Genomic DNA, 13893 nt, shown 5'->3' on the forward strand with positions numbered 1-13893 from the left:
AGGGCCAGGCTTCGATATGCCAAGGCCCGGCCATGTCCGTCAGCGCACGCCTGACGGACAGGCACGGCTTCCAGTGATCACGAGGTGTCGAGCCGGTGGTCGTGCCAATCGCTCTCGGGATAACTGCCGCTGGCACTTGGGTTCAGCGTTCCCACACCTCCGGGCCGCCCTCGTGCCACTCGATCAACCCTGACTCGGCGACATCCAACTCGTCCCAGCCAGTGAGGCCGGCGTTCTGCAGGAACACTGTGAGGTCGTGCAGCGAGTACGCGGTGCCGATGATCCTGTCGTCGATGCGCACCTGGCGGCCACCGGTCTCAGACGGCGGGTAGACGATCACGGAGCGCTCGGTCATGCCAACAGCCTCGCCCCGCCTGTGTTGGCGCGCATGTGGTAGCCGACCGTCGGTGGCGCCGCTGCTCTCCGCCGCTCCGCTGCTGTCGACGAACGGCCCCCGGACGGGCAGGATCTGCTGCACACTGGCCCGCCCCGCTGGTGAGGGTGAGCGAGACGGGCCTGACGAGTGCCGACCGATGTCGGCGCCCTGTGGCGCGAGACTCACTCTGGCACAGGAGCCGCGCAGGATGAGGTGTCTGCGGCTGCGGTGAGCCCTTTCGGGCTGCGCTGGTAACCCGTTCGGCGCACGACGCGGCCAGCGCGGTCCCGCTGCTTCAAGACGGACCACCGCGCGGGCGGGTCTGTCACTGCCGTAGGTCAAGCTCCTCGGCACACTGTGCGGTGAGCCGCGCCATGACCCACAGTTGTGTGTCGGCCAGTTGCCGGCGAGGTCTGCCGGCGGCGGCCTCGATGATCGAGGTATCGGCGGGGGCCAGAATTTGACCGCCGTACCAGTCGTCGAGGGCCACGAGCGTCGTGGTGTCCCCAGCACGCACCACTGTGGCCCGGGTCTGGACGTGGCGCTTCAATCTCACATCGCCCCCTCTGCGGTGCGTTGTCCTGCGTTGGGGGGGGTGAAGGGATCATGCACCCGGTCCGGGCGGAGGGGAAGGGGGGCGTAGGGCAGATCGCACAGGGCGGCCCGGGCGCCCGTCGGCGTGGGCGCCCGGGCCTTTTCAGTGGTCGGGTGACAGGGACCCGCGTCGGGGCTGCGGGAGCCCGCCGCCGGTATGCGGCCACGGGCCGGGGCGGACACCCTTCCCTGCGCGTCTCCCCTGTGTGGAAGTCCCGTGCGTGCCTGGCCCAGCGTACGCCGTCAGCCGAGGCTGAAGCCGCCCGGCATGGTGACCTGCTGGGGTGATGGCCGGGCGGGTGCGCCGCTGCGCGAACCGTCACAAGCCGCGCTGCGGGCCGGCGCCCGGAGCGACGCACGGTTCTGCGGGCGGAAGTGCAAGGCCACGTATCGCAGGTGGCGGCGCCACCAGGCCGAGGGCGTCGCCATCGGTCTGACGTTCGTCTGGGGCGAGAGGACCGAGCACGTCGCGGCTGCCCGGTGTGCGGCCACCGCTTCGCGCTGGGTCACGGACACCGCCGGGGCACAATCTACGACCGTCCCGCCTGCTGGCAGGCCGCCTACCGGGCCCGCCACGCTGAGTGGGTCCGCAGAGCCGTCACGCGCGACTGCTCACGGGACCTGCTACAGGCCTGACCAATCGAGGCGCCCCAGCGGTAGCGTCTCAGCCCAGCGACTGGATCAGTTCCCGGCAGGCTTCCTCACAGCGCCTGCACGCCTCCGCGCACACCCGGCAGTGATCGTGGCGGCCCGCGTGCCGCTCGCACTCATCCGCACACGCCTTGCACGTCTGCGCGCACGCCTCCAGATGCGCCCGGGTGATGTTCGCGTCGTAGCCCGTGTGCCGGGACAGCACCCGCCCCGTGGTCTCGCAGATGTCCGCGCAGTCCAGGTCCGTGCGAATGCACTTCCTCAGCTCCGCCACCATCTCTTCCGACAAACAGGCGTCCGCGCACGCCGTACACGCCTGCGCGCAGGCGAAACACTCCTCGATACAACGCGCCAGCTTCTCGCGGTCCACCCCACCCAGATCGGCCGGGTAGGTCTCCAGCATTTCCTTCACCGGTGCAGTCACGGCATCGCCCTTTCACTCCGTGTCCGGAAGCCGGCAGCCACGGCGGCACGCCGATCCACCCCCGGCCCACGGCCTACGGGGTAACACCCCCACCGCTCCGCCAAACCAGCCTCCACCTCACTCCACCCGCACGCCCAGCCCCCGGCCGAGCTAACGTCACCCGAGCGTCATGGTCCGCGCTGGCAAGACCCGCCAGGACACCAGCTGAGCCCCGGGCCGTACGGTGCCGGGCGGCCGGGGCAAACACATTGACGTCCGGTACCGCCCGGCGGAAGGTGAACTCTGTCCCGAGGCTGGCTGGCTATCGGGCGGCCCCGGCCCTGTGGCGACCATGGCCGCAACCTGGGACCGAAGGGCCGCCCTGGCGCACGAGGCCAGCGGCGACCAGGAGGAGAAGGCCGCCCCGTCTGGGTTCCGGTGTCCTGGCGTCCAGGATTCCTGGTGGACTCCAGCAGCGTGCCCATGCGGCTGAACAGGTCGTCGAACTCGGCCAGCGGGTCCCTGGCCAGAACGGCCGCTCGGCGAGCCTGCCGGAGGTACGTCGTACAGGCAGAGTCATCACTGCCCACCTCCCGTGCGTCTCTGACGAAGGGGACGCAGCCTGCCAGCAGTGCGCGTCAGCTTGCCGCCCCAGGGCGGATGGCGCAGCCTGGGCGTTGTGACGCTCTCCCACGGCACGCTGGCGCACCGGCTCATCGCCGATCATCTCGTCGACGGGCGGATGGAGCCGGGCCACGAGATCGGGCTGCGGATCGACCAGACCCTCACCCAGGACGCCACCGGCACCCTGGTGATGCAGGAACTCGAGGCCCTCGGCCTGGACCGGGTCCGTACCGAGGTCAGCGTCCAGTACGTCGACCACAACCTGCTCCAGGCGGACGAGCGCAACGCCGAGGACCACGCCTTCCTGCGCTCCGCGTGCCGTCGCTTCGGCATCTGGTACTCCAAGCCGGGCAACGGCGTCTCTCACCCCACCCACATGCAGTACTTCGGCGTCCCCGGCAGGACGCTGGCCGGATCCGACTCGCACACCTGTGCTGCAGGGGCGCTCGGCATGCTTGCCCTGGGTACCGGCGGCCTGGAGGTCGCGCTCGCGATGGCCGGGCGGCCCCTGCACGTGACCATGCCGGAGATCTGGGGCATCCGTCTGACCGGCCACCTGCCAGAGTGGGTGAGTGCCAAGGACGTGGTGCTGGAGCTGCTGCGGCGGCACGGCGTCAAGGGCGCGGTCAACCGGATCCTGGAGTACCACGGCCCGGGCCTGGCAGGGCTGACGGCCATGGACCGGCACGTCATCGCCAACATGGGCGCCGAGCTCGGCGCGACCTCATCCGTCTTTCCCTCCGATGCCGCGGTACGCGCCTTCCTGCGCGCCGAGGGCCGCGAGGCCGACTTCCGCGAACTGGCCGCCGAGTCGGACGTCGTCTACGACCTCACGGACGAGATCGACCTCTCCACGCTCGAGCCGCTCATCGCCCGTCCCACCTCGCCCGGCAACGTCGTGCCAGTGCGCACGGTCGCGGGCGAACCCATCGGGCAGGCAGTCATCGGTTCCTCCGCCAATCCGGGTCTGCGCGACTTCGCCATCGCCGCCGGCATCGTCGCCGGCCGCCAGACCCACCCCGCCGTCAGCTTCGACATCAACCCCACCTCCCGCGAGATCCTCGCCGATCTGACCAAGACGGGCTCGACCTTCGACCTGATCGCCGCGGGGGCCCGGATCCACCAGGCCGGATGCCTGGGCTGCATCGGCATGGGCCAGGCCCCAGCCGTCGGCCGCAACAGCTTGCGCACCTTCCCGCGCAACTTCCCCGGCCGCTCCGGCACCGAGGACGACGCGGTGTGGCTGTGCTCTCCGGAGACGGCCGCCGTTTCCGCCCTCACCGGCGAGATCACCGACCCCCGCGAATGGGCGGCCAAGGAGGGCGTGCCCTACCCCCGTCTGCGCCTGCCCGACCACGGGTCGGTCAACCGGGCCATGCTCGAGCCCCCGCTGCCGCCCGAGCAGGCCGCCCGCATCGAGCTGGAACGCGGCCCCAACATCTCCGGCCTGCCCGACTTCGACCCGCTGCCCGACGTACTGGAGGGCCCGGTCCTGCTCAAGTGCGGCGACAACGTCTCCACCGACGAGATCTCCCCGGCCGGGGCGAAGGCACTGCCGTACCGCTCGAACATCCCCAAGCTCGCCGAGTTCACCTTCGCCCGGCTCGACCCCGACTACCCACGGCACGCCGCAGAACTCGCCACCGACGGCACGCCTGGCTGGCACTTCGTCATCGGAGGGGAGAACTACGGCCAGGGCTCCTCCCGCGAGCACGCCGCCATCACACCGCGTCACCTGGGACTACGCGCCGTCATCGCGAAGTCCTACGCCCGCATCCACTGGCAGAACCTGGCCAACTTCGGCGTCCTGCCGCTGGAGTTCAACGACCCGTCCGACCACGACCGTATCGACCCGGGCGACCGGCTACGGCTGGAGAACCTCCACACCACCCTGGCCCCCGGAGCCGATCCACACCTGCGGCTGCACAACACCACCAAGGACGAGACCTACCAGCTCCGCCACCGCCTCTCTGACGGCCGCCGCCGCACCGTTGTGGCCGGCGGCATCATCCCGAGCCTCGCCGGCACTCAATCCTCGGGGCCGCCGTCAGCCACCCGATAAGTCTTGGCCCAGGTGGCGCCGCATCGGCAGCGGGAGAGCTCGATCAGTTCACCCTCGTCACTCACCCTTACGCCGTCCCCGATGCGAACGTGAACATGCTCGCCCATCAGTCGTCTCCTCCGGCTGCCGGAAAGCCTCATCCAACGGGATGCCCAAACAGGGAGTACAACGACCGCATGGTGAGACCGTCGCCGTGCGAGCATGGAAGGGAGGGAGTGAACGTGGCAGGAATCCTCGTGCAGGACGACGACCTCGTGGTGCGCCTGTCGTGGCGGGAGAAGGCTGCCGCGCACCGCGGAAGTGTGCGCGTGCCGCTGGCGGCTGTGCGCCGGGTGACAGTGGAACCCGACTGGTGGCGTGCCCTGCGCGGAGTGGCTCTGCACGGCGTCTGGATTCCCGGCGTGCTGTGCGTCGGCGCGCGGGGCCACCCCGGTGGACAGGACTTCGTGGCGGTACGGCCCGGCAGGCCCGTGGTGTGCGTCGAACTGCGGCCCACGGCTCCCTTCGGACTCCTGGCCGTCTCGGTGCGGGACGATGCGCAGGCCACGGTGGAACGGCTGCGGCGTTGCGCACCGGACATCGACGCGTCCACCCCCTGGCGGCAGCCCCTTCCCGTCCCCGAGGAGACGGAGGATTCCTGGAGAGAGCTGGCCGTGCACGGAAAACCGCGCCATCAGCTACGACGGCGGCTGGGATGCTATTCGAAAAGACGCCGAATAGGTGGGAGATGATCAGATGATGACATTTCCTTCCCCGAGTGTCTTGGCGCCGCCGACCTTTCCTCGTTGTGTTCAGTCGCCTTCCTCTGTGTTCCAACCGGTCACTGCCCGATCGGCGACTACCTGTCCTGGGGCGCGCGCAGTCTGCCGCCCATGAATGCTGCGGGCAGTGGGTGGTACGCGGATCGAAGCATCAGCTGGTCTGCCGGTGCTCCAGAGACGAGGCATGAGCAGGCGCCGGGTGGCGACGGGCGGGCTCCGCTGGGAGGAGATGGATTCGATGCCCCACGGGTGATGGACAGGTACGAGGTGCGGCACCTCGCCGAGGCGGGAGCGCAGCCGGTCGAGGTGCTGCCCCGTGAGGAGTACGAGGACACGCATCTGTCAGGCGCGGTACATGTGTGGCCGCGGATCTGGACCGAGAGGCGGCACGGCGACTGGATCGCGCCAGGCCGGTGGTCGTGTACTGCTGGGACTGGATGTGCGACATGAGTCCCCGGGTCGCGGCCCGGCTGGAGCAACTCGGCTTCCGCCAGGTCTACGACTACGTTCCCGGAAAAGCCGACGCGCTCGCAGCAGGCTGGCCTCTGGAGGGCCGCTCGGCCAAGGCCCTGTCGGCGGGGACCGTGGCCAGGAGTGACGTGCCCACCTCTCGCGCCGACGAGCCGGTGGACGAGGTGCTGGCACGGATGCGGGATGCGGGTCAGGCAGTGTGCGTCGTGGTGGACGACGACCATGTCGTCACTGGGCTGCTGCGTCGCCCCGAGGCTGAGGTCGGCACGCATGCCACGGTGGAACAGGTGATGCGTCCGGGATCGGTGACCGTGCGGGCCCACGAACCACTGGGCCCACTGGTGCGGCGCATGGCGAAAGCGCGGGTGCACACCGTCGTGGTGACCGACCCGGAAGGACGGCTGCTGGGACTGCTGGAGCGGACCTCGGGCGAGCGCGCCCTGCAGGAGGGCCACGCCGTCGCCGCCTGAGGACCGCGTGCAGATCCTGACCGCACCGGCCCTCGTCGGCCCAACACCTCCCGAACTCCCGGCGAGCAAGCAGCCATGACCCGCACGCCGAAGCCGAGCAGGCGGTTTGGGCATCGTGTCGCTGGGCTCCCCAATCACTGTGAGCCTGAATCGCCCCGAGGACAGCGCAAAGCAGGGCATGCGGAACCCGCAAGGGAGCCGAGGAGGCAAGGGCGATGTCCGATGCGACAACCACCGACCTGTACGAAGTGACGATGGCCATGTCCTATCTGCGGGAGGGGATGACGGGCCCGGCGACGTTCAGCCTCTTCGGACCTCGTCCGCAGTAGGGAGGCGAGTCACCGTGGTGTACCGGCTGCAGCGTCGGTTTCGGCGCGGAGATGATTCGTGACGTCGACGACACCATCGACGCTCTCGGACAGACGCACCGCGATGGGGATCAAGCCGCTGTGCGGCATTGTGCCGCTGAGCGTCACCCGCCCCTCCGCGACCTGGACGGTGACAGCGCCGGGGTCCAAGCCGAGGGCCCGGGTCAGAACCTCCGTCATGATCTCCTCACGGATCGTCGGATCTTGCCGCAGGAAGACGCGCAGCAGGTCACCACGGCTGACGATGCCCACCAGCTGCCCCGCGTCGTCCACGACGGGCAGCCGTTTGACGTGGTGGTGGGCCATGGCGCGGGCTGCCTCCACGACCGACCACTGCGGACGGGCGGTGACAGCCGGGCTGGTCATCAGTCCCTCGGCGGTCAGCGCGTGGGCCTTGGTGCGTTCCGCGGGCAGCAGGTGGGCGGCGCCCAGATGTCCGCCCGGATCGGCCTGGCTCTCCTGTTTGCGCAGCAGGTCCGCCTCCGACACCACGCCGAGCGGGCGGCCCTGGTCGTCGACGACGGGTACCGCGGTGATGTCGTGCTCCGCGAGGTGCTGGACGATGTCCTTGAAGCCTGTGTCCGGCCGCACGCTCACAACGGCCGTGGTCATGAGGTCGCCGACCACTCGATGCAGCATGTGACTGCTCCCTCCTCAGACGCTCACGACGGACAGGTCCTCTCTCCACTGTCCGCCCCTTGAATCGTCCCCGCACTGCCCCAGCGAGTGTCACGGCCAGCACTTGTTGCCCCTCGCTCGGCAGGCCCGGGACGCGGAGCCCGTGCGCTCCCCGACGGCCGCGAGCCCGCGCCGGGACATGGCTGCCGTTCGCGCTCCGACGTGAGGAGCGTCCTTCCGGTATCGCGTGCTACTGGTCGTTCGGGTGCGGGACGGTGATGACCGGGCAGCGTGCGTGGTGCAGCACGCCCTGGCTGACGGAGCCCAGCAGCATGCCACTGAAGCCGCCGTGCCCGCGTGTGCCCACCACCAGGCCGAGGGCGTGTTCGGACGCCTTGGCGAGGACCTGTACCGGGTGGCCGCGCACCACCTCGTGGTGCAGCTCCACCTCCGGATGGGCGGCGATACGCCCGGCGACCGCCTCCGACAGCAGCCTGCGGCACTCCCGAACGGCCGCGTCCTCGTCGAGGGCGCCGAGCCGCGGAGGCTGCCACACGTACAGGGCTCGCAGGGCCGCGCCGCGCAGGGCAGCCTCTTCAAAGGCGAAGTCGACCGCGGCGTCGGACTGAGGGCTGCCGTCGGCCCCGACCACGAAGTACGGCGGCTGCTGGGTGGCGTGTTCCGGCTCCGGTACGACCACCACCGGGCAGGGCGCGTGGGCGATGAGCGGCAGGGCGACCGCGGCGGAGCTGAAAAGCTCCTGGACAGCACTCAGGTGCCAGGAACCGAGCACGACCTGTGTGGCGTTCTGCGCCTGCTCGCGCAGTACCCACGCCGGATGCCCCTCCGCCAAGAGCCCGGACACCCGCACCCGAGGAAGCCGGGACTCCACGAAGGCCACCGCATCCCTCAGCGCGCGATCCCCCGTCGCATGCAGCGCCTCGTTCCACTCCTCCCAGGACGGCCGACCGCCCGTCGGCCGGTACCCGGGGGTCGGCATGTTCTGCGCGAGGACCAGCAGCAGTGGCAGGCGGCGCCGGGCCGCCTCGTCGGCGGCCCAGGCCAGCGCCGTGCGTTTCCCCGGATCGGGGTCGACGCCGGCCACGATGGGTTTACGTCCTTCTGCATGCGTCATCGCCGACTCCCGATGGTCTCTTCGACCGGTATGCCCCGGTGCAGGGCGGTGCGGTGCCGACCACAGCGGCCGACTCCGTCTCTTTCCGGTGCCACGGTGCCTCTACAGGCCCTGGGAGAGCAGGAGTTCGTGGGCGAGTCGTGCGCCGCGTGCCCCTTCCTCGGGCGAAACGTCCTCCGACGGTGTGCTCTCCAGCCCGCGGGCGAGTGCGCGGATGGCCTCGGCCAGGGTCGCGACCTGCGTTTCCAGCCGGCTCAACCGGGCGTCCGTCCCGAGCACGGCATCGGGTTCAGGAGAGTGGTTCTGCGTCATGTCATGTTTCCTCACGAAGCGGTGACGGGGTGGGCCATTACTCGGCGGGCGATCAGGGGGTAGTGCGGCGGCCGTAGTACGTCTGTCGTCGTGGCGGTGGGCTGCACGACGCCCAGCGTCCGATGAGCGAACGGCGCGCATGGCAGTCGCCGCTCTGAGTCACCGTCAGGTCCTGGCCCGCTCCGCCGGGGCGTCGTCCTGGTACCGACCGCGTGCGTAGAGCTCGGTCAGGCGGTCGGCTGGAGGAGGAGCGCGCGGATGTCGTGCGGAAGTTGCTCCAGTGCCGCCTCCAGCTGACCGGGCGAGACGTGCTCGCGTACGACGGCGGTGACCGCGGGAACGATCCGGGGCACATCGTCGGCACCGACCTTCGCTTCCTGGACGAAGCGGTTCACGTAGCCCTCGAGGTCGTACTTGATCGGTACGGCGCTGGGGTCCCAGCCGTCGTAGTAGGCGCCCCGCAGCAAGTCGGGCAGCTGCGCGGCGAAGTGGGCGGCCACATCAATGGTGACCCGGTCGCGGAGCGTGTGCAGCCAGGTGCGCAACACCCGGTGGGCGAGGTGACGGTCCTCCGTTCCCAGAGCTTCCGACACCGCTTTCAGCCAGATGTTGGCGGTGTGGATGGCGTGCTCGAAGTCGGGCGGATGTGTGGGAGGCATCGGTCTCCCCTTCCGGTCTTCCGGGAGTGCCGCGGCTCAGGGCAGGCGGTGTTCGGCTCTCAGAGCCGCCAGCTGATGCAGAAGTGGCGAGGGCGCGGGCGGCACCTGCCCGGTCGCGTACCGCATGCCCGGCACATGGTGCACGCGGTCGATTCTGTTTTCCTGCCCCGAATTCCATGCTAGGGCGGACGGAACCGGTCGGCAGCCGCGCCCGCCCGCCGACGACCGCAAGAACGCGGCGGCCAGGGCTGGTGGACCGGGTGGCCCTCTCCTCCGCGACGCGCTTTCGTCCGTGACGCTCCACGCTTGGGCCCATGACATGCGGAAACCCGTAAGAGAGGACATGCGGAACCCGCAAGGGAGCCGAGGAGGTCGCCTGATGCCTGATGTGACGACCACCGATCTGTACGAAGTGACGATGGCCATGTCCTATCTGCGGGAGGGGATGACCGGCCCGGCGACGTTCAGCCTCTTCGTCCGCGACCTGCCTGCCGACCGCGGCTTCCTGGTCGCCGCCGGGCTGGAGTCGGCCCTGGACTACCTGGCCGACTTCCTAGTCGGCCCGGAGGACGTCGACGCCTTCGCTTCCGCGCTGCACTGGCCGCGACGGGACCTGGAGCCTCTGCTCGGCCTGGAGTTCACGGGTGATGTGCGGGCGGTGCCGGAGGGGCGGATCGTGCTCGCGGCAGAGCCTCTGCTGGAGGTGACCGCGCCTCTTCCGCAGGCGCAACTCGGCGAAACGTACATGCTCAACCAGCTCAGCCATCAGACGGCGATCGCCTCGAAGGCGGCGCGGTGCGTGCTGGCGGCGGCGGGGCATCCGGTCGTGGACTTCTCCTTGCGGCGCACCCACGGGCCGCAGGCCGGGTTTCAGGCGGCCCGGCTTGGCGCACTGGCCGGCTTCGCCGGGACAAGCAACGTGGCCGCGGCCACCGCACTGGGCATACCTGCCGTCGGCACGATGGCCCACTCCTTCGTGGAGGCGTTCGCCACGGAGGAAGAGGCGTTCCGTGCCTTCGCACGGTCCCACCCCGGCCCGGTGACCTTGCTGGTGGACACCTACGACACCGAGGCGGGCGTCCGCGTCGCGGCGCGCGTCCTGCGGGACCTTGACCGCGGGCCCGGCTCGGCCGTACGGCTGGACAGCGGCGACCTCGGCGCACTGGCGGCACGGGCACGCTCCATCCTCGACGGCGCGGGCCTGCCGGACGTACGGATCATCGCCAGCGGCGGTCTCGACGAGTACGCCGTGGAGGGCCTGGTCCGCTCCGGAGCGCCGATCGACACGTACGCAGTCGGCACTCGCGTCGGGGTCTCGGCCGACGCGCCGTATGTGGACTCCGCCTACAAACTGGTGGAGTACGACGGCCGTCCGGTGATGAAGCTGTCCTCGGCGAAGGTGACGGCGCCCGGCCCGAGGTCTTCCGTCGCCCCGGCTACGCGGACGTGATCGCTCTCGCCGACGAGCCGCCACCAGAGGCGGGCAGGCCCTTGCTGGAGACGGTGATGCAGGGCGGGCGGCGTACTGGCAAGAGACCGACGCTCGACGAGTGCCGGGAGAGGCTGGCCGCGGACCTGGCCGAGTTGCCGTCGGCGGCGCGCCGGATCCGAGCGCCCGTAGCGCCCCGTGCGATGGCCTCCGAGCGGCTGAGCGCACTCGCTGCCCAGGTCCGGCGTCGTATGGGGGAGGAGACGTCGGCTCCCACCGCGCCGCGCGCGGGCCGAGAACGAACCTCATCCGGATCACATCGGTCCGTACCGAAGTGAGGAGCCAAGCGATGCCATACACGGTGGAATGGACGGTGCGTCTCAACCTCTTCGAGGACGACGAGGGAACGACGAAGGCGCGCGTGGTGCCGGACACCGGGGACACGGCGCTCATCGGCCGCGGGGCGGCGCACTGCCATCCGGCGGACACGAATGTGCCGGAGATCGGCGACGAACTGGCGGCGGGCAGAGCCATGCGCGACCTCGCCCAGCAGCTGTTGAACGCCGCCGAGCGCGACATCGAGAGTACGGGCGCGACAGCGCCGAGCACCCGCCAGGACCCCGGATGGCCCGTGTGACCGATGGCCGCAGGCCGACCTGGATACGTCCGCATCCGAGCGGAACGCCCTATTGCGAGCCCTCCGACCTGGCCTGGTTTCTGGGCCCCGGGCTCTGCGGCCCCCAGCAGGTCGCGCAGCAGGTGCAGCAGGTGCAGCAGACGTTCCAGCAGATCCAGCAGCGGACGGACCTGGCCCAGCAGGCGCACCCGTACATGGCCCTGATGCTGCACCGCACGCGCTGGCCGGGGCCGTCCGTCACGCCGTGGAGCAGTCGGTGCAGCAGGCACTGCCGACCGCGATCGTGGCGCTGCTCCGGCAGAGCCAGGGCCAGGGCCAGCAGAGGTGGGGTGGTGGGTTCGGCCAGCAGTACCCGCAGTACCAGCAGCCTGGCTTCGGCTTCGGCCAGATGGGTCAGCCGTTCGGTATGGGCTGACCTGAGAAGCCATCCGCTTACCGATCAACGGGCTTGTCTGGTCGAACAGGGGTCCTGATCGGGTGATCGCGGTGAGGTCGGCGCATGAAGGCAGGGCCTCGCGGTAGCTCGGGGTTGTCGAAGCCAACGAGCTGTTCCGGGAGGCCCTGTTGCCGCAGTCTTTCGCGCTCGCGGGTGTGGAGTCCAACTCGCCTTCTCCGTCGTGTGACTGCCTCGCGCACAGGTTCGGCAATGCGGCCGACGGCCCAGACCGCGCCCCTTGCTACAGCTCGGACATGACAGAGACGGAATGGCAGATCGTCCGGGCTTTGCTGCCCGTTCCGGCCTGGCTGGAAGGGCGGGGCGGCCGCCCGGAGGGGTATTGCCACCGGCAGATGATCGACGCGGTCCGCTACGTCGTGGACAACGGCGTCAAGTGGGCGAACCTGCCCTGCGACTTCCCACCGTTCAAACGGGTGCACGCCTTCGCCCGCCGCTGGCAGATTCAGGGCCTGCTCACCGAACTCCACGACCGGCTGCGTGACCGTGTCCGGCAGAAGGAGGGCCGCGCGGTGGACCCGAGCGCGGCGGTTGTGGACTCGCAGTCACTGCGGGCCGCGGCGAACATCCCCCGCTCGACGTCCGGCTGGGACGGTGGGAAGAAGGTCTCGGGCCGCAAGCGGCACCTGGTGGTCGATTGCCTCGGCCTGGTCTTGGTGGTGATGGTGACCGCGGCGAGCGTGCAGGACCGAGATGCAGCCGTGACGCTGCTCGAGCGGATGCGCAAACTGTACTTCTCCGCCCGCCTGGTCTGGGCCGACGGCGGCTACGCGGGCCGGCTCGTCGACTGGGCGGCCGAGAAGCTCCAGCTCACCCTCGATATCGTCAAACGCTCCGACGAGACCACCGGCTTCGTGGTGCTCCCGCGCAGATGGGTAGTAGAGAGAACGCTGAGCTGGCTGATGCGCTCGCGCCGCCTGGTGCGCGATGTCGAAACACCGCCCGCCATACACGAAGCCATGGTGCTGTGGTCCATGACCATGCTCATGAGCAGCCGCCTGGCCGGACGCCGCCCAGGCACCTTCAGCCGGCCGCCGCCGCGAGCGCGGTGAAGACTCCCGGCCGCACCTGCCGGGCCCACCCCCGCTCCACCAGGCGTTTCGCCTTCGACCGCAACCCCTCGACCTTCGCCGGGACCGCCTCCAGCCCCAGAGCCGCGGCCAACTGCTGACAGCGCATGCCCTCCCGGCCCGCTTCCGACTCCAGCACCGACACTATGCGCTGGTAGTCCGGCGCCAGCACCGACGCCTCCATGCCTTCGGCCCGGTGCGGCACCACCGATCCGGCCACCGCGCTCCCCACGGGCTCCGCGACAGCGCAAGACGGCTCGGCCAGCACCTCGGCCACCGTTGCCCTGGCATCCACCAGCCGCTCAAGCGCAGCTTCCGCCTCGCCGAGCGCAGCCCGCAACCGCGCGACCTCCTCCCGGACCTTCTTCTCCCGAGCCTCCAGCAGACCGAGCACCGACGGCACCAGCCACCTCCACAAGCGACGCGAGCGGACCAACCACGCCCATCTCTCCCGCCACCAGCCGGAGTTCATGCCCACCACAGCCGAACCAACTGATCACGTTCGGAAAGCGGATGGCTTCCAGAAACGCGCACTCAACGGTACGGGCCAAGCGTCCGTCAAGTAGCCGCAGCGTGGGACGTTGACTCAGTAGCGGTAGTGGTCCGGCTTGTACGGGCCCTCGACCTCGACGCCGATGTACGCCGCCTGCTCCGGACGCAGCTTCGTCAGCTTCACGCCGAGCGCGTCCAGGTGCAGACGGGCGACCTTCTCGTCCAGGTGCTTGGGCAGCGTGTACACACCGGTCGGGTAGGCGTCCGGCTTGGTGAACAGCTCGATCTGCGCCAGCGCCTGGTCCGT

15 protein-coding genes and 1 pseudogene are annotated in these 13893 nt (G+C 70.1%); 7 read left to right on the top strand and 9 right to left on the bottom strand.

Annotation, left to right across the window (positions count from 1 at the left end; translation table 11 throughout):
* Window positions 1–142: 142 nt before the first annotated feature.
* The 3 genes from KWI83_RS37100 to KWI83_RS37110 all read right to left on the bottom strand — a co-directional run bounded on the left by KWI83_RS37100 (window position 143) and on the right by KWI83_RS37110 (window position 2024).
* Window positions 143–355: a hypothetical protein gene (locus tag KWI83_RS37100; RefSeq protein ID WP_218518774.1), complete on the bottom strand. Its 213-nt coding sequence runs from the start codon at window positions 353–355 to the stop codon at window positions 143–145.
* 346 nt (window positions 356–701) lie between these two features.
* Entirely contained in the window at window positions 702–866 is a 165-nt protein-coding gene (locus tag KWI83_RS37105; RefSeq protein ID WP_218518775.1) for a hypothetical protein, read from the bottom strand.
* Between the two features lie 768 nt (window positions 867–1634).
* Window positions 1635–2024 (bottom strand): four-helix bundle copper-binding protein, encoded by a 390-nt coding sequence (locus KWI83_RS37110; RefSeq protein ID WP_256363357.1) that lies wholly within the window; start codon window positions 2022–2024, stop codon window positions 1635–1637.
* A gap of 679 nt (window positions 2025–2703) precedes the next feature.
* Here KWI83_RS37110 and KWI83_RS37115 point away from each other — a divergent pair.
* The 3 genes from KWI83_RS37115 (at window position 2704) to KWI83_RS37125 (ending at window position 6412) form a co-directional block, all read left to right on the top strand.
* A complete protein-coding gene (locus KWI83_RS37115; protein ID WP_308122391.1) occupies window positions 2704–4710 on the top strand; it encodes an aconitate hydratase in 2007 nt (668 codons plus the stop codon).
* Window positions 4711–4931: 221 nt separating this feature from the next.
* A complete protein-coding gene (locus tag KWI83_RS37120; RefSeq protein WP_218518777.1) occupies window positions 4932–5441 on the top strand; it encodes a hypothetical protein in 510 nt (169 codons plus the stop codon).
* A 476-nt stretch (window positions 5442–5917) separates the two neighbouring features.
* Window positions 5918–6412 (top strand): CBS domain-containing protein, encoded by a 495-nt coding sequence (locus KWI83_RS37125; protein WP_218518778.1) that lies wholly within the window; start codon window positions 5918–5920, stop codon window positions 6410–6412.
* 338 nt (window positions 6413–6750) lie between these two features.
* Here the strand turns inward: KWI83_RS37125 and KWI83_RS37130 are convergent, their stop codons facing one another.
* The 4 genes from KWI83_RS37130 to KWI83_RS37145 form a co-directional block, all read right to left on the bottom strand.
* Window positions 6751–7419 carry a CBS domain-containing protein gene (locus tag KWI83_RS37130; protein WP_218518779.1) on the bottom strand — a complete coding sequence of 223 codons (669 nt, stop codon included), beginning with the start codon at window positions 7417–7419 and terminating at the stop codon, window positions 6751–6753.
* A 229-nt stretch (window positions 7420–7648) separates the two neighbouring features.
* Window positions 7649–8533 carry a universal stress protein gene (locus KWI83_RS37135; protein WP_218518780.1) on the bottom strand — a complete coding sequence of 295 codons (885 nt, stop codon included), beginning with the start codon at window positions 8531–8533 and terminating at the stop codon, window positions 7649–7651.
* 102 nt (window positions 8534–8635) lie between these two features.
* On the bottom strand, window positions 8636–8845 hold the full coding sequence (locus tag KWI83_RS37140) for a hypothetical protein (protein ID WP_218518781.1): 210 nt from the start codon (window positions 8843–8845) through the stop codon (window positions 8636–8638).
* Window positions 8846–9072: 227 nt separating this feature from the next.
* Entirely contained in the window at window positions 9073–9504 is a 432-nt protein-coding gene (locus KWI83_RS37145; protein WP_218518782.1) for a DUF2267 domain-containing protein, read from the bottom strand.
* Between the two features lie 379 nt (window positions 9505–9883).
* Between KWI83_RS37145 and KWI83_RS37150 the strand changes: the two are divergent.
* The 4 genes and pseudogenes from KWI83_RS37150 to KWI83_RS37165 all read left to right on the top strand — a co-directional run bounded on the left by KWI83_RS37150 (window position 9884) and on the right by KWI83_RS37165 (window position 13076).
* Window positions 9884–11271 (top strand): annotated as a pseudogene (locus tag KWI83_RS37150) (nicotinate phosphoribosyltransferase).
* 11 nt (window positions 11272–11282) lie between these two features.
* Window positions 11283–11570: a DUF1876 domain-containing protein gene (locus KWI83_RS37155; protein ID WP_218518783.1), complete on the top strand. Its 288-nt coding sequence runs from the start codon at window positions 11283–11285 to the stop codon at window positions 11568–11570.
* 256 nt (window positions 11571–11826) lie between these two features.
* Window positions 11827–11985, top strand: a complete 159-nt coding sequence (locus KWI83_RS37160; RefSeq protein WP_218518784.1) for a hypothetical protein — start codon at window positions 11827–11829, stop codon at window positions 11983–11985.
* 149 nt (window positions 11986–12134) lie between these two features.
* Window positions 12135–13076: an IS5 family transposase gene (locus tag KWI83_RS37165; protein WP_218518785.1), complete on the top strand. Its 942-nt coding sequence runs from the start codon at window positions 12135–12137 to the stop codon at window positions 13074–13076.
* On the opposite strand, the gene KWI83_RS37170 is transcribed toward KWI83_RS37165, so the two are convergent.
* Both KWI83_RS37170 and KWI83_RS37175 read right to left on the bottom strand, forming a co-directional pair.
* Window positions 13048–13497, bottom strand: a complete 450-nt coding sequence (locus tag KWI83_RS37170; RefSeq protein ID WP_218518786.1) for a hypothetical protein — start codon at window positions 13495–13497, stop codon at window positions 13048–13050. The genes KWI83_RS37165 and KWI83_RS37170 overlap by 29 nt on opposite strands.
* A 183-nt stretch (window positions 13498–13680) precedes the next feature.
* Window positions 13681–13893: adenosylhomocysteinase (locus KWI83_RS37175; protein WP_218518787.1), on the bottom strand; the 213-nt coding region annotated here is incomplete at its 5' end.

The sequence above is a fragment of the Streptomyces sp. TRM70350 genome (assembly GCF_019219825.1).
GTDB lineage: Bacteria > Actinomycetota > Actinomycetes > Streptomycetales > Streptomycetaceae > Streptomyces.